General features: G+C 36.8%; 23 protein-coding genes and 1 other annotated feature. Of the genes, 16 read left to right on the top strand and 7 right to left on the bottom strand.

Going from position 1 to position 23941, the window contains the following annotated elements; genetic code table 11:
* The first annotated feature begins 8 nt into the window (after positions 1-8).
* From ACEN3Z_RS03645 to ACEN3Z_RS03615, 7 genes are all read left to right on the top strand, one after another.
* Positions 9-2861 carry a DUF3427 domain-containing protein gene (locus tag ACEN3Z_RS03645; protein WP_407089661.1) on the top strand — a complete coding sequence of 951 codons (2853 nt, stop codon included), beginning with the start codon at positions 9-11 and terminating at the stop codon, positions 2859-2861.
* Positions 2862-3026: 165 nt separating this feature from the next.
* Positions 3027-3173 (top strand): hypothetical protein, encoded by a 147-nt coding sequence (locus ACEN3Z_RS03640; RefSeq protein WP_407089660.1) that lies wholly within the window; start codon positions 3027-3029, stop codon positions 3171-3173.
* A gap of 130 nt (positions 3174-3303) precedes the next feature.
* A complete protein-coding gene (locus tag ACEN3Z_RS03635; RefSeq protein ID WP_407089659.1) occupies positions 3304-3723 on the top strand; it encodes a hypothetical protein in 420 nt (139 codons plus the stop codon).
* A 1115-nt stretch (positions 3724-4838) separates the two neighbouring features.
* Positions 4839-6011 (top strand): nucleotidyltransferase, encoded by a 1173-nt coding sequence (locus ACEN3Z_RS03630; RefSeq protein WP_407089658.1) that lies wholly within the window; start codon positions 4839-4841, stop codon positions 6009-6011.
* A 4-nt stretch (positions 6012-6015) separates the two neighbouring features.
* The gene (locus ACEN3Z_RS03625) at positions 6016-6669 is read left to right on the top strand and encodes an SEC-C metal-binding domain-containing protein (protein WP_407089657.1); all 654 of its coding nucleotides are present in this window, start codon (positions 6016-6018) and stop codon (positions 6667-6669) included.
* A gap of 165 nt (positions 6670-6834) precedes the next feature.
* Entirely contained in the window at positions 6835-7644 is an 810-nt protein-coding gene (locus ACEN3Z_RS03620) for an S-4TM family putative pore-forming effector (RefSeq protein ID WP_407089656.1), read from the top strand.
* A 329-nt stretch (positions 7645-7973) separates the two neighbouring features.
* Entirely contained in the window at positions 7974-8684 is a 711-nt protein-coding gene (locus ACEN3Z_RS03615; protein WP_407089672.1) for a MurR/RpiR family transcriptional regulator, read from the top strand.
* Positions 8685-8795: 111 nt separating this feature from the next.
* On the opposite strand, the gene ACEN3Z_RS03610 is transcribed toward ACEN3Z_RS03615, so the two are convergent.
* The 5 genes from ACEN3Z_RS03610 to ACEN3Z_RS03590 all read right to left on the bottom strand — a co-directional run bounded on the left by ACEN3Z_RS03610 (position 8796) and on the right by ACEN3Z_RS03590 (position 13126).
* Positions 8796-9701, bottom strand: coding sequence for an ABC transporter ATP-binding protein (locus tag ACEN3Z_RS03610; RefSeq protein WP_138405226.1), 906 nt, complete (start codon positions 9699-9701; stop codon positions 8796-8798).
* Positions 9698-10747, bottom strand: a complete 1050-nt coding sequence (locus ACEN3Z_RS03605) for an ABC transporter ATP-binding protein (protein ID WP_138405225.1) — start codon at positions 10745-10747, stop codon at positions 9698-9700. The genes ACEN3Z_RS03610 and ACEN3Z_RS03605 overlap by 4 nt, the downstream gene beginning before the upstream one ends.
* Before the next feature lie 8 nt (positions 10748-10755).
* Positions 10756-11829, bottom strand: a complete 1074-nt coding sequence (opp3C, locus tag ACEN3Z_RS03600; protein WP_338490374.1) for an oligopeptide ABC transporter permease — start codon at positions 11827-11829, stop codon at positions 10756-10758.
* Positions 11830-12771 (bottom strand): ABC transporter permease, encoded by a 942-nt coding sequence (locus ACEN3Z_RS03595; protein WP_407089655.1) that lies wholly within the window; start codon positions 12769-12771, stop codon positions 11830-11832.
* A gap of 115 nt (positions 12772-12886) precedes the next feature.
* Entirely contained in the window at positions 12887-13126 is a 240-nt protein-coding gene (locus ACEN3Z_RS03590; RefSeq protein ID WP_407089654.1) for a hypothetical protein, read from the bottom strand.
* Positions 13127-13614: 488 nt separating this feature from the next.
* Positions 13615-13846 (bottom strand) — a binding site (T-box leader).
* 160 nt (positions 13847-14006) lie between these two features.
* Between ACEN3Z_RS03590 and pepT the strand changes: the two genes are divergently transcribed.
* Positions 14007-15260, top strand: coding sequence for a peptidase T (gene pepT / locus ACEN3Z_RS03585; RefSeq protein ID WP_407089671.1), 1254 nt, complete (start codon positions 14007-14009; stop codon positions 15258-15260).
* Between the two features lie 61 nt (positions 15261-15321).
* On the opposite strand, the gene ACEN3Z_RS03580 is transcribed toward pepT, so the two are convergent.
* The gene (locus ACEN3Z_RS03580) at positions 15322-16965 is read right to left on the bottom strand and encodes a peptide ABC transporter substrate-binding protein (RefSeq protein ID WP_407089653.1); all 1644 of its coding nucleotides are present in this window, start codon (positions 16963-16965) and stop codon (positions 15322-15324) included.
* 224 nt (positions 16966-17189) lie between these two features.
* On the opposite strand from ACEN3Z_RS03580, the gene ACEN3Z_RS03575 reads away from it, so the two are divergent.
* From ACEN3Z_RS03575 to aroD, 8 genes are all read left to right on the top strand, one after another.
* Positions 17190-17390: a hypothetical protein gene (locus tag ACEN3Z_RS03575; protein WP_138405219.1), complete on the top strand. Its 201-nt coding sequence runs from the start codon at positions 17190-17192 to the stop codon at positions 17388-17390.
* A 48-nt stretch (positions 17391-17438) separates the two neighbouring features.
* Positions 17439-17666, top strand: a complete 228-nt coding sequence (locus ACEN3Z_RS03570; RefSeq protein ID WP_138405218.1) for a DUF2922 domain-containing protein — start codon at positions 17439-17441, stop codon at positions 17664-17666.
* A 73-nt stretch (positions 17667-17739) separates the two neighbouring features.
* On the top strand, positions 17740-18006 hold the full coding sequence (locus ACEN3Z_RS03565) for a hypothetical protein (RefSeq protein ID WP_138405217.1): 267 nt from the start codon (positions 17740-17742) through the stop codon (positions 18004-18006).
* Positions 17993-18223 carry a phage holin gene (locus ACEN3Z_RS03560; RefSeq protein ID WP_235956391.1) on the top strand — a complete coding sequence of 77 codons (231 nt, stop codon included), beginning with the start codon at positions 17993-17995 and terminating at the stop codon, positions 18221-18223. Before ACEN3Z_RS03565 ends, ACEN3Z_RS03560 begins: the two co-directional genes overlap by 14 nt.
* Positions 18198-19550, top strand: a complete 1353-nt coding sequence (locus ACEN3Z_RS03555) for a CHAP domain-containing protein (protein WP_407089652.1) — start codon at positions 18198-18200, stop codon at positions 19548-19550. Before ACEN3Z_RS03560 ends, ACEN3Z_RS03555 begins: the two co-directional genes overlap by 26 nt.
* An 805-nt stretch (positions 19551-20355) precedes the next feature.
* The gene (locus ACEN3Z_RS03550; RefSeq protein WP_407089651.1) at positions 20356-20685 is read left to right on the top strand and encodes a hypothetical protein; all 330 of its coding nucleotides are present in this window, start codon (positions 20356-20358) and stop codon (positions 20683-20685) included.
* A 36-nt stretch (positions 20686-20721) separates the two neighbouring features.
* Positions 20722-21873 (top strand): NADP-dependent malic enzyme, encoded by a 1152-nt coding sequence (locus ACEN3Z_RS03545; protein WP_407089650.1) that lies wholly within the window; start codon positions 20722-20724, stop codon positions 21871-21873.
* A 118-nt stretch (positions 21874-21991) separates the two neighbouring features.
* A complete protein-coding gene (aroD, locus tag ACEN3Z_RS03540) occupies positions 21992-22741 on the top strand; it encodes a type I 3-dehydroquinate dehydratase (protein ID WP_407089649.1) in 750 nt (249 codons plus the stop codon).
* 36 nt (positions 22742-22777) lie between these two features.
* Here the strand turns inward: aroD and ACEN3Z_RS03535 are convergent, their stop codons facing one another.
* Positions 22778-23887: an Ldh family oxidoreductase gene (locus tag ACEN3Z_RS03535; protein ID WP_338490316.1), complete on the bottom strand. Its 1110-nt coding sequence runs from the start codon at positions 23885-23887 to the stop codon at positions 22778-22780.
* Between the last annotated feature and the right edge of the window lie 54 nt (positions 23888-23941).

Genomic DNA, 23941 nt, shown 5'->3' with positions numbered 1-23941 from the left:
GGTAAGCCATGGAATTATTAGAACAATCACTAAAAAAAGCATTTATTAATCGAAAAGAAATAGGAACATTTTATGATCCAAAATTGATTATTAATCAGCCAGAGAAAAAAGAGTTTCTACTGAATCACTTGCAGGAAGAGACTGAAGAGTGCATCTCGTTTATATTTTCAATTGCATTTGTTACGCAAGATGGGCTGAATGCAATTAAGACTTATTTAAATGATTTAAACCAAAGAGGAATAAAAGGGCGCCTGATCACGTCGACTTACTTACAATTTAATCATCCTGATGTCTTTGAATCATTAATGAAGATACCCAACTTGGAAGTAAGATTATCTGAAAAACGTGGTTTTCATGCGAAAGGTTATTTATTTGAGCATCCAGATTACCATTCTTTCATTATAGGTAGTTCAAACTTAACAATGAGCGCCTTGAAGCTCAACTACGAATGGAATGTGAGGTTAACTTCTTATAACCATGGAGAAATAATTCACCAGATGAAGATGCATTTGGAGGAGCAGTGGGAACAAGCGATACCTCTAACACAGGAATGGGTAACAGAGTATAGAGAGAATTATATAGTTGAAGAGATTACCGATTTGTCGGTAATCAACGATCCGCCACTGAAAGAAAACTATATTGTACCTAATAGAATGCAAGAAGCAGCACTGTCTAGTTTGAAGGCTTTGCGAGAGTCTGGAGAACAAAGAGGACTTGTTATTTCAGCAACAGGTACGGGTAAAACGTACTTAGCTGCCTTTGATGTATTGAATGCAAGACCAAACAAGATGTTATTCATTGTTCATCGGGAACAAATCTTAAAAGATGCGATGCGTTCCTTTCAAAGAGTAATCGGTGGAAGTAGCGGAGATTATGGAATACTATCCGGTAATCGAAAAGACATTAATGCAAAATACCTTTTTGCTACGATCCAAACGATCTCAAAACTAGAGTACCACCAACTATTCGAACCGGATGAATTTGATTATATACTCATTGATGAAGTCCATAAGGCCGGGGCCAATTCTTATATTAAGACAATCAATTACTTTGAACCGCAATTTCTACTAGGTGTTACAGCGACCCCTGAGCGAACAGATAAAATCAATATTTATGAATTATTTGATTATAATATCGCGTATGAGATTCGTCTGCAAGAAGCATTAGAGGAGGACTTATTGAGTCCCTTTCATTATTTTGGGGTGACTGATTATGAAAAAGATGGCGAAGTTATTTCTGAAGTAACAGACTTGAAGCATCTTGTACTAGAAGATCGAGTGAAATTCCTCATTGAGAAGCTAGATTATTATGGAGTATCACATAATAAAGTGCGTGGTTTGGTATTTTGTAGTCGCAAGAATGAAGCAGAGATATTGGCCGGGCAATTTAATCGTTTGGGTATTCCATCCTCTCACTTAACGGGCGACCATTCGATTGAGGATCGAGAATATGAGATTCAACGTTTGGAAGCGGGAGAGATTGAGTATATCTTTACTGTCGACATATTCAACGAAGGGATTGATATTCCTATGGTGAACCAAGTTGTCATGTTACGTAATACCCAATCTAGTATTATCTTTGTTCAACAAATGGGACGTGGCCTACGTAAACACAAGTCCAAGGAGTTTGTGACTATAGTTGATTTTATCGGCAATTATAAGAATAATTACATGATTCCAATGGCCTTGTCCGGGGATATCTCTGGGAATAAAGATAATTTACGCCGGGATACGTTTGAGACAAGTTATATTACTGGCCTTTCATCCATTAACTTTGAGCAAGTAGCTAAAGAGCGGATATTTGCTTCAATTGATCAAGTAAAATTAGATACAATTGCTGAACTAAGAAAGACCTATACGAAGTTAAAAGAACGTTTAAATCGTGTGCCGAATTTGTCGGATTTCAAAGAATCAAATACATTAGATCCGTTAATTATTATGAATCGCTCGGATAATTACCATGGCTTCTTGAAAAAAATGAAAGATAGTGATCAAGTTCTTTCTGATATAGATAATAAGATGTTAAAGTTTTTATCGAAAGAAATTCTCCCTGGCAAGCGTCAACATGAAATTGTTTTAATGAAAGCCTTAATGGAAAGTAATTCATACATGATGACACGAGTAGAAATTGTTCAATTATTTAAACAATTTAACTTGGATTATTCACAAAGAACGGTAGATTCAGTAATCAAAACGTTGTCATTAGACTTTTATACCGGAACTTTGAAGATGGCTTATAAAGGGGCGGAACTCATTAACATTGAGGGTGAAACGATTAAATTCACGCAAGCATTTATTGAAGCGTTGAAAGTTGATTACTTTGCTAATCATGCAAAAGACGTGTTTAAAACAGCTTGGCTATTAAGTAAGGAATTTGACCAGTCGTCACCGTTAACAAGGTATCAAAAATACTTCCGCCGAGATACGATTAGACTGTTAGGTTGGAAAGAACAAATTGTAGACCAGAACATAGGTGGTTATGTTCGTGATGATGAAGAAAAAATATTCGTTATCTTTGTAACATTGGATAAAGGTGAGGATTTCCAAGGAGCGGAGATTGCTTATGAGGATGCCTTGTTGGATGAGTCAACTATGCATTGGGTTAGTAAAGCAGGTCGTAAGCTTAGTTCACCTGAGATTCAAATTATGCAAAATCCAAAAGATTGGGCAATTCATGTCTTCGTGAAGAAATCCGACGATGAAGGATTAGACTTCTACTACTTGGGTGAAGTTCAACCAAAAGTAGACACCATTCATCAACTTGAGAAACCTATTGGGGACGGCAAGAGCAAGAGCGTCGTTGAGATGGAGTTGAAGTTTAAAGAGCCGATTGAAAGTCGATTGTTTAAGTATTTGAGGTAAAGATAATCCTTCTAATTATTTAATATGACAATTGCTGCAACAACCTTAAGGTAGTGCTGCAAAGTACTTAACACCCTTCTAATTAGTTATATAGCCGCTTAAACTATGATTAGCTGTAGCATATGTATTTAATTGGAAAGGGTGTTTGTTGTGAAGAGGTATCGTGTGTGGGTTACGTCAGAGTATGAGTTTGTGATTGAAGTTGATGATGATGCGAGTTGGGACGATGTTCAAGAACTGGCATGGGAGGAAGATTGGACGCCGTTGATTCATAGGGCAGATATTGTTGAAATAGATGAGAGTCAGGAGTAATTAAATAGAGTTAAGTTGTAACCAGCCCGGACAGTATAAAAGTCTGCACTGGTTATTATAATAATGTATTTATTGAATTAGTCTAAAGTAAATCCATTTAAATAATAATTTAACAAACTAATAGTTTTTAATGGTAATTCTAGGACATTTGTTATCGTTTGTCAGCCCATCGAGTCAAAAAGAAATTGTAGCAGCAATTCCTTGGGGGATCATTCTAATGATTTCTGGTATCGTTACTTATGTTATTGTAATGGATTATATCATTCATTTAGTTTCTCTAGTTGATAGTCCAAAGCTGGCAATTTCAGTTACTTGTTATATTGATGGTGTAATACCTTTATTAATACGTATGTTAGCAACAGTATGTATAGCTTCAAGTATTGTTGATATTTGCCCATTTTCAACTACCGGAGCTATCTTCGTAGCAAATGCACAAGGTGCTGCTAAAGAAACTTTCTACAATACTCTATTAAACTCATCAATTGCGTTAATTGTTGTAGGACCACTATTGGCTTGGTTAGCATACGTTGCTTTGTTTAAATTTGATTAACGATTATGATTGAAAAGTAGTATATAATTATAAATAACATAAAAATGCCTAGCGGAATTCAGTGAATATACTGAATTCCGCTAGGCATTTTTATTTTGTTCGAAATATACTTTTATCTTAATAGCTGATTGTACTTCAAATTTTTCATATCTCTGTGGATATAGTATTCCAATAAAAGGTAAAATGTGATTATTTGATTTAGTTAAGTTGGAAGCCTAAGTATTGCCATCGAACCAACTTTCATTCTAAAGGAATCATCATAAATACATATGCAATATGAATTCAATATAAATCCGAAAAATAAAATACTTAGAAGTTATATTTCGTTTTGCAGCTAATAGTAGGTTTAATTCACTGAATTCAGTAGTTTAACCTTTTGGTTTGGATTTATCGTATCAAAGTAGTTAATCTCTATTGAGTAAAGTTGATAGCAGGGTATCCTTGTCATCTAAATATTATAGTATATCAATTAGTTAGTGAAGAGAGGTTGGTGTAAAAAGTTACAAGTCAAATATAATTGTATATTTAAGATGCATACTACTTAGAATCGAGAAATTGGTATCAGGTTATTTGGTCTGAGTAATTATAGTGAGCATGAATATAGTATAGGTGCCTGGAATCATTTTAAATTTAAATGCAAATATAATGTTAATGATTTTTTTAAAATATATTTAATAGATAAAATGTCAGTAAATGCTACTATATGTAGTACTTTGTTATGAGGGAAGCACAATATTTAGTGTCAATCATGCTTATATTTAAAGAATAGTATGATAGTATATAAGTGAGATTTAATTGAATACCCCCAGAAAATAGAAATTTTTATATCATCCAGGAAAGATTTATTTTCTCTGATTTTAATTGAATCTTAATTCAAGCATGGGAGGAGTGTGTTACTTATAAAACGTAATATTGACTATGATTGTCAATGTTTCAAGTTGCTAACAATAATACTAAGGGGCAAAGGGTAGATTAAGAAATGATCATCAAAAAAATAACAACGATAAAAAACCGTTTTGGGGCAACAAAACGGCAACAAAGCATATGGGATATAACAATACTTTAGGTAATTATCCCAAAAATATGCTTATATTTCAATAGATAAGGAGCATAATATGATAAAAGAATTTTTTAATAAATGTTTAGACGATACGACATTATCAAACTCTGCATATGATAATGCACGGGACAAATATAATGCAATTGGAGAATACTTAGAAGAGTATTTTTTAGACAATTATAATATAGACGTAAAAATCTATTCTCAGGGATCCTTTGCAACAGAGACTGTTGTTCGACCATATACTGAGGGAAAAGATAGATCTTATGATGTAGATACTATTATAGAATTAAATGCAACAAAACAGGAATACAGTTCCTCAGAATTAAAGAGAATAATAAGAGAAGCATTAGAAGACTCAAGATATCGAGATGATTTTGAAGAATGGGATAAGTGTTTTACTATTAATTATGCTTCAATGGGGAGTTATAAATTTTCTATAGATGTGGTTCCATCAATTTCTGAGGATTTTACAACCAAACAACAACTTGCAAAAATAACAGAAGAGAGTGAGAGGGTTGATACATCAATTGCAATCACAGCATCACTATCAACGACTAAAGATGATGAATGGGTGACAAATAATCCAAAGGGTTATGCGGAATGGTTTAATTATGTTTATCGTTCAGTTATCTTACGAAAATATGAATTAAGAAGTGGAGTAATATATAGTTCGATAGAGGAGTTACCTGATGGGAGTGACGTTAACCAAGTCAAAAACATTGTAAAAGCCTTAAAAAGGATGATGGCCGTATTTTACGATCATCAGGGTTATATAAATAAACCACCGTCTATCATCATTAGCACTATTGTTGCAAAATTATCACAAAACCAGTTTTCATTAGATGAATTCGAACACCTTAAGTATATTATCGAAAACATAGGATTGTTTTCAAATTATCGCAAAGAAATGAGTTCTAGACACCGTACTGAAGAAATATCAAATATCATCAGGAAAGAGGATGGACAATGGGTAATGGAAAATCCATGTAACGGAAATGATAATTTAATTGATTCATGGAATTCAGACAGTTCTGCTCCTGAAAACTTTATCGAATTCATAAAGTATTTACAAAATACAATACTTCCTTCTTTAAACGGGCAAGAAACGAAAGAAAACTATGAAATTATCAAAAAAGCGTTTGCGTCTTCGACTGATATAACAAAATTTTACGTGCCAAAAGTAGAATTAACTCCTAAAGCTCATATTAAACCATGGAGGGGCTAGTAAGGTGAAAACAGTTGAAAATATACAAAAGTCTTTTGAAAAAGTCGAGTTTGCTTCATTAAAAAGCTGTGAAGAAAAACAGGATGAAATCATTTTGTCCTGTAATTTTATTTTTTCGCAGGATATTAGTGATCAGACACTTACTGTTGATAAGAAAATTAAAATCTGTGTATATAAGGATTATCCTATCAGACTCCCAAAAGTTTATGAAGATGGTGAGAAAACTATTAAACATTATCGTCATATTTACAATGATGAAAACAACACTTTTTGTTTAGGTACAGATTTTGATATTTATGAGAGATTAGCACCTTTATATAAATTCGATATGTTTTTATCTATAATTGCATGGTTTCTCGTGGATGAAGCGTATTATTCAATACATAGAGATTTTCCTATGGGAGATCGATCTCATTTTCAAGTTGGTATAAAAGAAACATATTTTGAATATTTTTCAGTGAATTCTCTTCATGACTTACAGATTGTGGTCGAGCATTTGTACAATACGGGCAATAGGATGAATAATAAATTATGTTATTGTGGGTCAGGGCGAAAATTTAAAAATTGTCATAAAGGAAAATTTGATAGAATTCTGAATAATGCATACTTAAAAAGAGTGTTTAATGAAGATTTGGAAAGGTTAGGTGTAACTCAGTAAAATACCTATTAATAAACAAAATAGTAAAGAAGCTTTAAATATGCTGATTTTCGAAATGTTGAGTTATGTTAAAGTAGCAAATTTATAAATGTTGGTCTAGGTGTTGAAAATCATTCGTTCAACACCTTTAGAATATGCAATCTACAATTAAATGGAGGGTAAGATATGGACTTGCTAAATAGACAAAATGAGAAGGAATCTTTAGAAATACAAGCGACAGCGAGATTATTATACGATAGGGCAGATAATATAGATTTGATAGAATGGATAATAATTTTGCTGCTCCCTATCTTAAAAATTATATTCCCAAATTCTATAATACTGAATTATATAATGATGTTCTGGTTTTTTCTTTCTTTTGTTTTTGACTATTTTATAGAAAAGAATACTGTTTCAGCAGCAGAATTAAAAAAAGGTTTTGATTATTATGTTTATGGTTGGAGTAAAGAGATTAATAAAAAATTAATCTCACTTTCAAAAAAACATAAAGTAAAAAATGCTAGTTTCTTTGAAAGACAAGTTAATAATACAGGAACAGATAATCCAAGGGGAGTTAAAAATTGGTATACAAAAATAGAAGAGAACATGCCACAGGAAATGGCTATAGAAAAGGCAATGAAAGAAAACATTTATTTTGATAAAGGAATTAATAATCTTGCTTATGGGATTATAGTTGCTTTTGTGATATTTGTAGTAATACTTTTATCTGTCTCTGATTTGACCTTTTACGAAGTTTTATATGCTTCTTTTGTATTATTTGCCTCATTTACAAAGAAACTATACTCAACATATTTTAATTTAAAAAGAGTGGAAAAAATAAATGAAAATATTGATATATTACTAAATGATAAAGAAGTCGATTTACTGTATTTACAAACTGAAATTGACAAAAAAAGAGCTATTTCAAGAACATCAAATAAGTTTATATATTATTTTCGTACAAAAAATATACATAAAGAGGTCTCGAACTTGTAGTGAAATTCAGAACAATGAGTTTGCATAATTAAAGATTAAGCACTTGTTTAAACGTTGATTTGGCCGAATTTATTGCTATCAAATATATATCAATAAAACCTGCTAATTAATTTTCCGCAAATTTTCGAATTTCAAAATTCATTCTAATAAGCAATGGAATTGATTTTAAGCTCCCTTAACCGCCTCCTACATGTTAATCCCCATCAAACAAAGCATATTTTAAAGACTCTTTAAAGTATTCAGTATATAATTCATATAAGAGGGGGGATGGGATGTTAATTACAGATCAGTTAAAAGAGGTTGATAGATTATCTGAGGTTGAGTAAAGTATTGCGACATACTTTCGAGATCATCGCCGAGAATTGGAAGAGATGAGTACACGAAGAATCGCTAATGAGTTGTTTATCTCACCTTCGACGATCGTACGATTCTGTCAGAAGTTAGGTTTTTCTGGTTATGACAGTTTTCGCAAGAAATATCTAGAAGAAGTAAAATACTTGGATTCACACTTTAATGAGATTGATACGAATAAGCCTTTTGCTAGTGAAGATAGCGACTGGCATATTGCAAATAAAATCGGGTATCTCTATCGAGAGACAGTGAGTGATACGCTCAGTTTAGTTCAATTCGAATTACTTGAAAAGGTGAAGCATATCTTGACACATCATGATACAATTTGTATCTTTTCAGCTGGAGATGCGATTGTTCCTGCTTATAACTTTAAGAACAAATTAGTGCGACTTGGAAAGCATGTTGAAGTGTTCCAAAGAGGAGACCTTGCATATATTGCAGCTGCTCAAGGGAGACCAGATACTTGCTTTATATTAATATCTTATTCAGGTGAGACAAGATTATTTTTAGTGAGAGATGAAAATGATCTTCAAACTATAAAGGCTGTGTATGATGATTTAGGGAAAGAAGCAGCTATGTTATATTCTCATACTTATTCAAAAGGAGATATATTACTTCAAATGGGTGGCGATGTTTCAGATGAAGACTTCGCTTTATATACTGCAGTGATTGATGAGGTAGTGGAATAAAGCAATTAGAGCATCTAACTTTAATTATGATATATAAAACTATCCCGCTAAATTCATGTTACGTGAATTTAGCGGGATGGTTTTAATTTTATACGATATTAAACCTTCAAATCACTGATACACCCAATGATTAGGCTCTGTCTCAATTAATTGATTCTCAGGATTATAGAACGCTTCATCTGGTTTATAAATAATTCGATGACGTTCTTTTTCATAATCTGGATCTGGTAATGGGATGGCTGATAGCAAACTTTGTGTATAAGGATGCTTCGGATGATCATACAAAGTATCAGCGTCCGCGACTTCAACAATTTTTCCTTGGTACATCATACCGATTCGGTCACTAAAGTACTTTACCATTGATAAATCATGGGCAATGAATAAGTAAGTTAAGTTATGTTTGACTTGTAACTCCTCTAGCAAGTTAATAATTTGTGCTTGGATTGAAACGTCTAAAGCAGAAATCGGTTCATCACAGACGATGAAGGTTGGTTCAACGGCTAAGGCCCGAGCAATACCAATTCTTTGACGCTGTCCGCCAGAGAACTCATAAGGATATCGCGTAGCATGGTCTTTGTTTAAACCTACGGCCTCAAGTAATTCATAGACACGTTCAGCCCGTTCCTTCTTGTTTCCTACTAGATTGTGTACATCCAAGCCTTCCGCAATAATATCGTTAACCTTCATACGCGGGTTAAGTGATGCGTAAGGGTCTTGGAAGATCATCTGAACTTCTTTATTGAAGGCTAATTTACTTTGAGTGGATTGTCTTTCGGTCCATGACTTACCGTCAAAGATAATATCCCCATCAGTTGGTTGATATAAATTAACGATGGCACGCCCAATTGTTGATTTACCACTGCCTGATTCACCAACTAAACCAAATGTTTCACCGCGGTAGATATCAAAGCTGACACCGTCGACCGCTTTGACTTCATTACGAGTACCTTCATTATAGTATTGTTTTAACTGTTTAATCTGAACAAGAGGTTGTTTCTTTATTGGCTTGTCTGTCATTGAATCTCCCCTCTCTTTAGTTTCAATTCAAAGTGTTCATGGCGTTTTTGAATGGGCTCTGGCACTGTAATTGCTGGCGCCTTTGGATGTAAGAGCCAAGTTGCAGCGTAATGTCCCTGTCTTACTTCGAATAAGGGTGGTTGTTTAACAAAATCAATGGCCAATGAGTATTCATTCCGAAAGGCAAAAGCATCTCCTTCAGGTGGATTTAATAAGTCCGGAGGTGTTCCAGGTATTGCATACAAGCTTCCCTTCGAATCCGGGGTTGGCATTGAGCTTAATAAGCCCCAAGTATAAGGGTGCTGCGGATGATAGTAAATATCATCGACCGATCCAATTTCAACAATCTTACCTGCATACATTACGGCAACTCGGTCAGCCACATTGGCGACGACACCTAAGTCATGTGTAATAAAGATAATAGTCATTTGTTTCTCTTTTTGAATCTTTTTAAGTAGTTCAATAATTTGAGCTTGAATGGTTACATCGAGTGCTGTGGTGGGTTCATCTGCGATTAATATCTCAGGGTCTCCCGCAAGGGCAATCGCAATAACGATTCTTTGTCTTTGTCCTCCAGAAAACTCATGTGGATATTGCTTCATTCGTTCTTTAGGATTGACTAAACCACATAAATCTAAGAGATTGATTGCTTCATCCACCGCATCTTTACGGCTCATCTTTCTTTTCTTCTCAAGCACTTCTGTAATTTGTCTTCCGATTGAAAGTGTTGGATTCAAAGCGGTCATAGGATCTTGGAAAATCATCGCAATTTGATTTCCACGAATCGCTTCCATTTGCTTGTTTGTATACTTTAATAAGTCATTATTTTTGAAGATAACCTGGCCACTTTCAATCATCGAATTTTTGCTTAATAGTCCTATAATTGAGCGAGCCGTTACAGTCTTACCTGATCCCGATTCACCAACAATGGCTAAGGTTTCTCCTTGATAAAGATTAAAAGACAAGCCTCTGATTGCTTGTAATTTCCCAGAAAAAGTTTGGAAACTAATGGCTAAGTCTTTTACTGTTAATACTTCTTCCTTCAAAATATCACCTATTCTTTCATTTTCGGATCGAATGCATCTCTTAAACCATCAGCTAAAAGGTTAAATGAAAGCATAATAATCGAAATCACTGCTGCTGGATACCACATGAGATGAGGTAAGAATCGGAATGTCTTGTAACCGTCATTAATAAGAGTTCCAAGGGATGCGTTAGGCGCTGGAATTCCGATACCAATGAAGCTTAAAAAGGCTTCAAAGAATATTGCTGACGGTAAGGCAAACATGACTTGTACGATAATCAAGCCCATCATATTTGGTAAGATATGTTTGAACATAATCTTAATAGTGGGTTGACCTAACACTTGTGCAGCTAAAACATATTCCTGTTGCTTGAGTCGAATTGTTTGAGCTCGCACAACCCGAGACATCGTAATCCAACTGGTTAAAGCAATGGTAATAATAATCGAAACCAAACCGGGATTCATAACTAAAAGCATGAGTACGACAATAACTAAGTTAGGAACACCTGATAGAATTTCAAGCACTCGTTGCATGAGGTTATCCACGCGTCCGCCCATCCATCCAGAAATCATACCGTATGCAATTCCGAATATTAAGTTTATTAGCGCTGCTGCGAAGGCAACGATTAAGGAAATCCGCGTCCCGAAGATGATGCGAGACAATAGGTCTCGACCTAAACTGTCAGTTCCAAGATAATAATAAACTCCTTCAGGTACACCAGATTGGTCATAACTATCAATTAATGCACCCCCACGGTTTACAGACGTTCCATTGAACCAACTAAACCCTTCTAAACCAGGAATTTTTGGTGGTAGATTTGACCATGCAGGGTTTTGCGCATTTGGATCATGTGGCGCAAAGAAGGGTGCAAACACAGCGATAATGATAATCAAAGAAATAACAAAGAATGATATCATCGCGCCTTTATTCTTTTTGAGACGACGCCAAGAATCTTGGAGGAAGTTTAGTGTAGGAGCGACAATTTCCTCATTTCGATCAGATTCTAATTGAACTTTTGTTGTAAATAGTGAGTCGTCTATATCTTTTGTGTGTTCTACAATTTTTTGATTATAGTTTGTATTAGGAATCTCTGTATGTGACATTTACTTACCTCCTTGTGTAACACGCATCTTAGGATCGATCAATCCGTAAAGAATATCTACAATGAGGATAATGACAACAAGAATAACTGAATACATGATTGTCACACCCATAATAGTTGGATAATCGTTCACTAGAATCGATTTTGTGAACTGTTCTCCAATTCCAGGAATGGAGAAGATGTTCTCAATAACGAGTGATCCAGTCATTAAACTAGCAGTTACCGGTCCTAAGATAGTTAATAAAGGAATAATTGCATTTCTTAACGCGTGTTTACTGATAATATATATTTTTGAAAAACCTTTGGCTTTGGCGAGTTCAATATAATCACTATTAAGCACTTCAATCATCTCCGTACGAATGAACCGGGCAGCTTCAGCCGTCGGTGAGATTGCTAAAGCAATCGTCGGCAGGATGCTCGATAAGAAGCCATCTCGCCAAAAAGCAATCGGTAGCCATTCTAAGACAACAGCAAAGATGAATTGAAGTAATACAGCAAAGACAAAGTTTGGTACAGATCGTCCACCAATAGCGACCGTTGAAGTTAATGTATCAATCCAAGTGTTTTGTTTAACTGCTGCGATAATACCCAGAATGGTTCCCACAGTTGTTCCAAGCACCATCGCTTGGAGTCCTAACTGAATCGAAGGTCCGGCTCTATCTGCAAGAATTTGTGTCACAGGGATATTATTGAACTGGAAGGAAACACCGAAGTCTCCTTTGAGTACATTCCTTATATAATTAAAGTATTGAATATGAATGGGTTCGTTTAATCCATACTTTTCATATAATAAGGCAAGTTGAGTCTCAGTTAATAATTCTTCGTTGGCAAAAGGTGACCCTGGTAAAAATTGCACCAATAAAAAAGTTACAGAAATAATAATAAATAATGTAACTGCCATTAATGCAACTCTTCGTAATATATAACGAAAATATTGTGTCATTCTAAACCTCTTTCTATTATATAACTGTGTCATGAATCGGTATACGATCATGATACAATTTGACAATTGACTACACTAGCAACATCTTAAGAACTAGCGACGTAAGTCCGTTGAACTACTGAGCAGAAATATATACTTGACGTAAATCATAACTTCGACCCAAAGGTAACACTCTCAAGCCTTTTACTTCTGGAGTAAGCCAGAAAGGATTGGCTCTTTGGTAAATCGGAGCTACAGCTGCTTCTTCTTTAATACTTAGTGTTTCAGCTTCAATTAAAGTTTCCCAACGGCCATCTAAGTTATTTACGATGTCATATTTAGCTGAACGAATAAGTTCTTCTCGACAGGTCATCATCAGAGACAAGTAGTTCTAAGTCTATTGTATCAAATTCTAGTTCTTCTTTGGCAGTATTCCAATCCGATTAATTATAAAGTTCTTTATCGAAGACTTGAGAAATCGCACGTCTTAAAGCAATGTTGCCCGTGTTTTCACGAGCTGTATTGAAACCTAAGTAACCAAACTTTGCTATTGGAAGGGTATGAAGAATATCACTTCCTGTTCACTAACTTCGAATCAGTCAATCCCAGTTCCGATTTCTTTTATCACAGATATGTGAGCTACATCAAGGTATACATTTTCAGCGTCCTAATAATTATCATTTTTGACAAAAGCCCATTCCAAGTTTACACCGATCCAACCTCTTCACAGGCAAGAAGCGAGTCGCTAAAAATAACTTTGGAAAGTAATCAGCCTGGTATTCAAGAATAATTTCAAGTGTCTTTTCATCCAAAGCCATCACCTCTTTCGATGAAAAAAGTCCCTTCTGTCAGAAATAATCTAACAGAAGGGACGAATTTATCGTGTTACCACCCAGGTTCCGAATTACTTTCACAAGTAATCGCTCAATAAGTATCAATGAATACTTTGCGCGTTATCGGGCGCACCCGTCGATTTAATTTGAATCATTCGAATGCTCCAAGTTCATCTTCATTCACTTTTAACTATCTGTTTTCACCAGCCAGACTCTCTAATAAAGTTAATTAAGTGAATTACTCTTCTCTTCGTCGCATTTCCTCATGGAATATTAATGATATAGTACTAATTATAAAAGCGTTAGTCAATAGTTCTGTTTTTGTTTTTAATTTTATTCAGTTATTTTTAATAAAAGTTGCAATATATATTTGTTCTTTTATAATACATCTTAATTATATTACGAAAAGAAAGAAGGACTATGATGTACTCAACAATACTTGAACGATTTATCCGATACGCTCGGTTTAATACACGAAGTAACCCAGCCAATAAACATATGATCCCTTCATCACCAGAACAAGTCGAATTTGCTTTGAAGCTTGAGAACGAATTGAATTTATTAGGGCTAGAGGAGGTATTCTATGATGAACGTGATGGTTTCGTCACAGCTAAAGTATCTAGCAACCAACCAGACGAAGATATTCCAGCAATTGGTTTTATGGCTCACATAGATACAGCTGACTTCCCATCTGAGAATGTAAACCCACAAGTTCATTACAATTATGATGGGAAAGATGTTGTCTTAAACAAAGAGTTAGATATTGTGATGACCGTCAAAGAATTTCCTAATTTAAAAGATTATGTTGGCGAAACATTAGTGACAACGGATGGGACAACTTTATTAGGAGCGGATTGTAAAGCAGGAATGGCATCAATTGTTGAGGTGATGAAACATCTTATCGAGAATCCTGAGATTCCTCATGGAGATATTTGGGTAGCATTTGGACCGGATGAGGAGATTGGGATTGGCGCAAGTCGCTTCATTGCAGAAAAATGGCCCGTTGAATTTGCTTATACCATTGATGGAGGACGAACTGGGCAACTCGATTATGAAACATTTAATGCGGCGCAAGCGGTTTTAACTTTTACTGGTACGAGTGTTCACCCAGGGGCAGCTAAAGATGTCATGGTAAATCCATTAGCGGAAGCAGCGAAGTTTTACCAAAAAATCCCAGCGAATGAAACTCCTGAAACTACTAGTGGTTATGAAGGATACTATATGTTAGGAGGTCAAACTGGGGACTTAAACTCAGTGACTGCGATTTATAATATTCGCGATCATGACTTTGATAAGTTCGAAGAGCGAAAAGCACAAATCAAGAAATGGGTCGATGAACAAAACGCTACTTATGCTTATCCAAGAATATCATGTGTGATTACAAATCAATATGCAAATATGGGAAATATAATAAAAAATGATTCAAGATCATTTGATTTAGCGAAGCAAGCTTACGCAGCAGTTGGTGTGACACCGAGAATTAACCCTATGCGTGGTGGAACAGACGGGAGTCATCTCGCTTTTAAAGGCATTGCGACACCTAATTTATTTAAAGGGTCTGAGAATTCTCATGGGCAATACGAATTTGTTACCGTGGAAAGAATGAAATTAGCGAGTGATGTCATACTATCTATAATTGAACTCGTCCAAGAACAACCAGTGGTTTATCACATCTAAACAAGAAAAAAGGTCGAACAAAGAGCGCTAAGCTCCTTGTTCGACCTTTTATTGTGGCATGTTATTCAGTAACATAAGTTGTACGTAAGTTAATTGTACGACCAAATGGATAGACTTCAAAGTTTTGAACACGTGGATCTAGTAAGTATGACGATGAAGCTTGGTAAATCGGTGCAGTGACTGCATCTTCTGCAACACCAATGCGTTCAGCTTCTAGCAATGCTTCACGACGTTGTTGAGAATCAGTTGCGTATTCAACCTGTGCTGCTTCTACGAGAGCATCGTACTCTTCATTTGAATATTCAGCAAAGTTGATTCCGCCATCCGTGCGATATTGTTCAATAAAGTTAATTGCATCTTGGTAATCAGGTGCCCACGTTCCATAGAAGATATCAAATTCTAGATTTCTTTGGAATTCAATACGGTTTTGTAATGGGACACTACGAATTGTTAATGTTAAACCAGGTAAGTTTTCTTGTAATTGAGCTTGTAAATATTCAGCCGTACGACCTGATAGGTCAACATCTGATGTTAATAATTCAAGTTCTAATGAATCCACACCTAACTCATCAAGTCCCGCTTGCCAATCTGCTTGAGCTTGTTCGACATCATAAACTAAGATATCTCCTTGCTCATCACGGAAATCAACCCCGTCTTCACTCACATCAAATCCGACAGGTACTAAACCATTTAATGGTGTTGAACCATCTTGAATAACCGATTCTGCATATAATTCTTTATCGAATGCTTGTGACAAAGCACGACGGATATTCGCGTTACCAGTAGCTTCTCTAGTTGTATTATAACTTAGATATCCAACAGTAGATTTAGGTACGGAGTAGAAAAAGTCACTTCCAGCATATTGTTGTACAAAGTCATCTGTTAAGACAGCATAGTCGAGTTGTTGCGCATCAAATAAATCAGCTCCCGTACCTGTTTCTTTCACTACTTGAACAAGAACATCTTCTAAGTAAACATTATCAGCATCCCAGTAGTTAGGATTTTTCACTAGATTCCATTCGAGGTTTGAACCGTTCCAGTTTTCTAATGTGAAGGGTCCATTACTTACAAGGTTTTCTGACGAAGTAGCATAGCTACTACCCACTTCTTCTACGAAAGCTTTGCTAACTGGTAAGAATCGACTTCCTGTTAGCAGCTTTGGTAAGTAAGGCGCTGGATATTCAAGTGTAATTTCTAGTGTTAAATCATCTAAGGCTACGACGCCCAATTCATCCAGTTCCATGTCACCGTTTCGGATACTTGCAGCATTTTTAAAGATTTCAACCGTCGTTGAAGCAACTGAACCTGAATTAGGATCAACCAAACGTTGGTAACTATACACAAAGTCATGCGCCGTGAGAGGATCTCCATTACTCCAAGTTAATCCATCTCTTAGTGTGAATGTATAAACGAGACCATCATCACTAACATTAACATCCTCAGCTTGACCTAATTCAACTTCACTCCCCGTTGTTACGCGGTACAGCCCTTCATTGATTTGACCGATCATATCTGATGTAGGGACATCATTGTATAATGCACTATCTAAAGTCGATAATTCTCCATTAGTTGCGATACTTAATGTTTGTTCAACAGAAGGATCCACCTCTGGTGCATCTTGAGCAGAAACAGGAACACTAGAAAACACGCTACCTAAGGCCAAAGCACTAACAAAAAGAGATACAACTTTCCTTTTTAATTTCATTCTCAACACTCATCCTTTTCTAAATAATATTTCTTTCAATTTAGCACTTTCTAATAATAAGTCAATGATAAAGATTACAATTAATAAATAATTAGAAGAATGATAAATAAATAAGTTTGAGGGATTTTTAACATTTCCCAAAATAGGGGTGACACTTTTTCTAAAAAATACGTTTATAGGGGTGTAAGTAGTTTTACTTACAAACAAAAACGAGGAGGGGTACGATGAACAAAGAATTCCTATCAGCAAGCTTAAAGCTTACTGCGATTAATCCGGTGACGGAGAAGAAGACAACGGTGACGTTGAATGATTTAACTCAGGATGCGCCAGTAGAGGATGTTGAGGCTGTTCGCAATGCACTGCAAAGTGTGATTGAGGAGCCAATCGCAACGGTAGAAGCGGTTCACACATTCGCGTTTGCGTAAATAGTGTCAGATAAAGATGCTTAAGTGAAAAGAAGGGTGGTATACACAATGGAAGAAACAAATAATTTAGAATTGTTATTCAAAGACGAAGCAGGATCAAACAAAAAGGTCACACTTCGTAACCCTAAGTTGGGCCTAACAGCACAAGAGGCTCAAGCAGCATTGGACGCAATTGCTGGCGCTGAAATCTTTGTTAATGAGAATGGTGATGCTTACGCGCAAGCAGTAGGAGCTCGCTACGTTCGTCGTACGGTTGAAGACATTTACGCTGCTTAATCGCAGCGCACCCCCAACGCCTCGCTATAGTTATTAGCGAGGCTTATTTTTTTGCGAAAAAGGAGGAAAAGGCATGTCTGTGATTGAATTAGGTAGTTTGGCTGGGGCAATGATTACGGTAATAACGCTCATCTCCAAGATGATTCGTTTAATTACTTCGATTCAAAATTTAATTAACCGCCTAGATACGATGCAAACAGAGCTGGAAGCGAATAAACATGGTTTAAGTGATTTAACCCAACGGGTCAATAACCATGATATGAAGCTTCATACCTTAGAGATGGAACAGATATCGTTGTCGAATCAAGTAAAGGAGCTGACCTCTTATGCGTTTAACTAATCGAACGTATGATTTACTGAAGTGGTTTGTCTTAGTGGTTTTACCAGCTGTGGCGGTACTTTTCCAAGGTTTGGGAGAGTTGTATAGCTATGCGGATGTGGAAATACTCGTTTCGACCATTAACTTATTCGCCGTTTTTCTCGGGACGATCTTACAAATTTCAAGTAAATATTACAATGGAGGTGACGGGAATGGCCACAGTACAGTCGTTGCTTAAAGTCGCACAAAGTTATATTGGTGTGAGTGAGGGGACGAACACTTTCAATAATTTAATTGCAGCCTATAATTCAATACGTCCCATCCCGATGGGGTATCAGGTCAAGTTGACTGATGATTGGTGTGACGTGTTTGTAACGGTTGTTTCCGATCAGGCTGGGATGAGTGATTTGATTGGGCGAGAGTGTGGTGTCCAACGTCATATCAACATCTTCAAAGCGAAAGGGATTTGGTTAGGAAGACAGTTCCCTAAAGCGGGTGACATTATTACTTTTGATTGGGATGGGAATGGTTGGGCTGATCACATTGGGTTTGTGGAGTCGGTTGAGCATAACCAAGTGAAGACCATTGAAGGCAATAGCCAAGCCAAAGTGAAGCGGAATACTTTTCAATGGAATGATAAGCGCATTATGGGCTACGCTAGACCGAAGTATCAAGTGGTCGGTGAAGTGAAGAAGACCATTGATGAGTTGGTTCAAGAAGTTATCGCAGGAAAATGGGGTGTCGGCCAAGCAAGAATGGCTCAACTCGCTGCTGCGGGTTATGACTTTAACCATGTGCAGAGTAAGGTCAATCAAATCTTTGTAGATAAAATTCAGACGCCGACTGTAGTTGTGTCAGAAGCTGCTCTAATATATCAAGATGCTCAGTTATCGAAGGCACATCTAGATAAGTTACTCGCCTTATCAAAGCAGTATCAAATTTTACCCAGTCTACTTATTGTTATGTTGCATTTTGAAGGGGTTTGGGGTCAGTCCAATGTCGCAAAATTAGATCAAAATTGGGGCGGGATGACCTGGTCAGTCAACTATATTGGCAATCCTGATATTAAGAAAACGAAGGGCAGTCCACGTCCTAAGAGCGAAGGTGGTTACTATCTTCGCTATGCATCGGAGGAGGATTTCTTTGAAGACTGGATATATTTACTGCGACCCGGTGGGATATATAAAGTGAGTGGCCAGAGGAATTTCAAGGATGCAGTCAAAGGCTTATTTCAGGTTGGTGGATCTAAGTACGACTATGCTGCTTTAGGATACACGAAGTACTTAGAACGCATGGAAGCAAGAAGAGTTGGGATAGATAAAGCCAATCCGGGCGTCTTGAAGAAGCTAGATGCAGACTGGTTTGCTGGAAGTGAAGGAAATGAGAAAGTGATTGTATCGACCGATGCGACCACTTGGCAGACCGGTGAGCGGATAGCGACTTGGGTCAAAGGCAAGGCTTTTGATGTATTAGAAACGAAAGAAGTAATGCAAAAAGCTTTTCTATTAGCGGATAATGGGACCGTGTTAGGTTGGCTATTAGAGTCAGATGTGTTGAGTGCTTAATTGAAATAGGAAGAACTTCTCGCGATTGCGGGAAGTTTTTTTATTTAAGATAATTTCGCATTTAAATGAAATTTAATTGATGGGACAAGGATCGTTTTTTGCTTGTGAGTGTCTTATTTCTATGAATCATGAGAATGTTGGGACAATAAAATTGTAAGCGGTTTGATAAAGCATATAATGAGTTTAGAGAATCATTTCAATGATTTCAAGAAGTCACAAGTTTTAAGGAATTTGACGACTAAAGAGGGGGCGGAGTAGATGGGTATATCACATAAGCTACTAAGAAAAGCATTGATGCCGATGGATTTAGTAATGATGGATCATCGGAGGAAACAGCCGGTCAAAAGTTCTAGTAGATTAAGCTCGTTATTGAAAGGTTTCATAAGAACACGGTAAGCTAAGTTAAATTAGTTTCTGTGTTCTTTTTGCATTTAATTTATTAAAGCGCTTCCTAACATGCTATAATAAAACTATATAATATATTTATACTAAAACACATAATAGACAGTAGCAATGATTAAGAGATTGATGAAATTGATATTGGCATTTATTTTTTAATTTTTGCGGGAGAAGTTGGGCATACTCAGTCACTTGAAGAGCAGCGAGAAGAAGCAATTCGACTTTATAAGGAAGGTACATAGAATTATACATTTGAGTAAGTTGAGGCATATGTGAGTAAACAAGAAGCAGAGGCCCTAGCAACAATAACAGTGAAATCTTATAAGAGTTATGATTACGGAATAGCTGGAGATCAATCTCACCGACAATTAGAGACTTAAATGAGAATGGTCTGAATATGTATGGGATGGAATTAGGTATTTACCAGTATCGTCCAACAGCACTCGAACATGAGTCAGGCTACTTAACGCTTGAAAGATATTTTGTGGATCAAGGATATGTCGAAGGTTATACTTACCCGAATGCTGAAGTGAAAGTAACACATGTAAATGGTTATGCTACAACTATGGAAAATGCCGTAGCTGATAGTAATGGGTATTTTCATGTGGAGGGTTTTAGGCATCAAAATAATTTAACAACAACTGTGATAACAGTCACACATCCTGAAACAGGCGAGGAGATTTTAGTAGCACCATATCCTTGGACAGAGTGGGAACTTGAGAATGCAGAGTGGTAATGAGTAGAGTTCAATCATAGAAAGGAAGCAAGATACATGGACGTGAGGAAAGAAGCTCTTAGATTAAGCGAGGAACTAGGCGGGAAGATTGAGGTTAATCCTAAAGTATCCATTACAAATATGGAAGAATTATCCGTAGCATACACACCAGGTGTGGCGGCAGTTAGTTCAGCGATTGCGGAGAATAAAGAAGATGTCTATAAATATACAACGAAACGTAATTTAGTCGCAGTTGTCACTGATGGATCAGCTGTATTAGGACTAGGAAATATCGGACCTGAAGCTGCGATTCCAGTGATGGAAGGGAAAGCTGCTTTATTCAAAGCGTTCGCAGATGTGGACGCTGTTCCAATTTCATTAGATACACAAGATGTTGAAGAGATTATCTCACATGTTAAAGCAATTGCTCCTTCTTTTGGTGGAATTAACTTAGAAGATATTTCTGCACCGCGTTGTTTTGAAATTGAAAGACGTTTGAAAGAAGAATTGGATATCCCAGTATTCCACGATGACCAACATGGGACAGCGATTGTCGTATTAGGTGCTTTATACAATGCATTGAAAGTTGCTGATAAGAAAATCGAGTCAGCAAAAATTATTATCAATGGTGGTGGATCTGCCGGAACGGCAATTGCTAAGAAAATGTTAGCCGCAGGTGCTAAAAATGTTATCGTCTGTGATATCGATGGTATGATTGCTTTAGATGATCCTGCTTTAGATGAGCGGCACAAAGACTTAGCTAGTTTAACAAATCCTGATAACTTGAAAGGGGATTTACAAGAAGCTGTGAAAGATGCGGATGTTTTCATTGGTGTGTCAGCGCCAGGTGTGTTGAAGAAAGAATGGATTGCAACAATGAGTGAAAAGCCGATTATCTTCGCGATGGCGAACCCAACACCAGAAATCATGCCGGATGAAGCGAAGGAAGGTGGCGCATTTATCGTCGCAACGGGGCGCAGCGATTTCCCTAACCAAATTAATAACGTTCTAGCTTTCCCTGGTATTTTTCGTGGAGCTTTAGATGCACGCGCAAGTGATATTACAGATGAAATGCAAATCGCGTCAGCTCAAGGAATTGCGAGTGTGATTCCAGAATCAGAGTTAAGTGTGGATAATATTATTCCAGATGCCTTTAACCCTAAAGTAGCAGAAGTCGTTGCGGACAGTGTTCGCAATGCGACAAAATAATATTTAATATTAAAACTAATAGATCTCGTGAAGGTTCATTGGTTTTTTTAGCCTTTTGCTTCTGTATAAGCTATTATCAAATGTAGAGATAATTACATCAAGTAAGGGAGGGTGGAAGATGAAGCGAGTGACGATAGATAATGTATCCATTGGTCAAGGGAGACCTAAAATAATTGTACCGATTATTGGTAAAACTCGTGCGGAGATTATTAAAGCTGCAAAAGAGGCAGGTGAGTCATCAGGTGATTTAGTGGAATGGCGCATTGATTTTTATGAAGATGTGGAAAAATCGGGCGCAGTGAGCGAACTTTCTAAAGTTGTCAAACAGCTGGTGAATAAGTCGTTGTTAATTACCTTCCGTACTTTTGAAGAAGGTGGGGAACGCGAGCTATCCTATGAGCAATATGTTGCCCTTTATCAAGAAATTATTAATGAAGGACACGTTGATTTATTAGATATTGAGTTATTTATCCCAGAAGAAAAGTTAGACGGTCTTATTCAAGAGTGTCGCAGTCAAGGGATTTATGTGGTGCTATGTAATCATGACTTTGAACGAACACCTCCAGAGGAAGAGATTATTCGTCGTCTTGAGTTGATGGAGAGTAAAGGGGCAGATATTTGCAAGATAGCTGTTATGCCACAAACGCCAGAAGATGTATTAACACTATTGAAAGCAACACATCGACGTCAACAATTTTCCAAAGTACCTTTAATAACAATGTCTATGGGTAATTTAGGAATGGTTAGTCGCCTTGCTGGCGAAGTATTTGGCTCTGCAGCAACTTTCGGTTCTTTAGGAAAAGCATCTGCTCCCGGTCAAATGGCTGTTGAAGATTTAGCAGTCGCTTTAAAGAATTTGAGTTTATAAAAAAAGGGAGCATGGATTGCTCCCCTTCTTTAATGCTTATTCAAATGGTAGTTTGTAATCTGTCCAGCCTAGTTCATCACGAATAGTAATCATTTCTTGTTGCACCCCTTCATTTAGAGGGAGACCGGTATCTTTGCGTTCTAACCACACGAGGTGTTCTTTTTCACCGGCAGTATAAATGCGTTCTTCGCCTGGCGCCACTTCTGAATTTCTTAAAGCTCTTAAGATATCTCCGGCTGTCTTCTTGAAGCTGTCTAAACCAACGAAAGCTTCGGTATCAATAGCAATAAAGAAATGTCCTAGATGGAACTTCTGTTTCTCGCCATTTTTCCCAATGCCTGATAACATATGTAAGAAGTTACCTTGTTGTAGGGCAGCTGATAATACTTCTACAAAAGTTGCATAACCATAACCTTTATATCCAGCGAGTTCTTCACCGATACCCCCAAGTGGTGCTAGCGCTGCTTGACCATTAACTAACGCTTCTAGAATTTCAGGCGAGTCAGTCATTGCTTTTCCGTCACGACCAATCACCATTCCTGCAGGTGTATCTTGACCAATACGTGCGTAATATTCAATCTTTCCGCGTTGACTAATTGAAGTCGCACAATCTAATGAAAATGGAAAATCCTCATCGGTTGGGAAACCGAGTGTGAGTGGGTTTGTACCTAACATATTCTCAACTCCAAAAGTAGGCGCAATCGAAGGGCGCGCATTCGTCCCGGTCATGCCGATACAACCTGCTTTTGCAGCCATATCTGTGTAATAACCCGCAATTCCGTAGTGAGTTGAGTTTCGAACCGCAACCATACCCATTCCGAACTCTTTCGCTTTATCGATCGCCATCTGCATGGCTTTATATCCAATGACTTGTCCCATCCCATCATGTCCGTCCACAACTGCTGTTGTCGGTGTTTCACGAACAACTTCAAAATTCGTCTCCGGATGTTGAATACCTGCCTTAATTCGATCAAGATAAATTGGTTTAAAGCGGTTTACCCCATGTGATTCAATCCCTTTGCGGTCAGACGCAAGTAGCACATCTGTACAAATATCCGCATCTTCTTCTGGAATCCCATAAGCCATAAAGACATCTTTGACAAACTTTGTTACCCAATCCCATTCAACAGTAAAAGTTTGACCCATTTTCTATTCCTCCTAGTAATTTTAACTGGCTTTGTAAGCGTTTCCTGGCACTTT

This window comes from Ruoffia sp. FAM 26254, assembly GCF_045528545.1.
GTDB classification, from domain to species: domain Bacteria; phylum Bacillota; class Bacilli; order Lactobacillales; family Aerococcaceae; genus Ruoffia; species Ruoffia halotolerans.
Note: the sequence above shows the minus strand (reverse complement) of the source record. Positions and strands in the feature narration are given on the sequence as shown.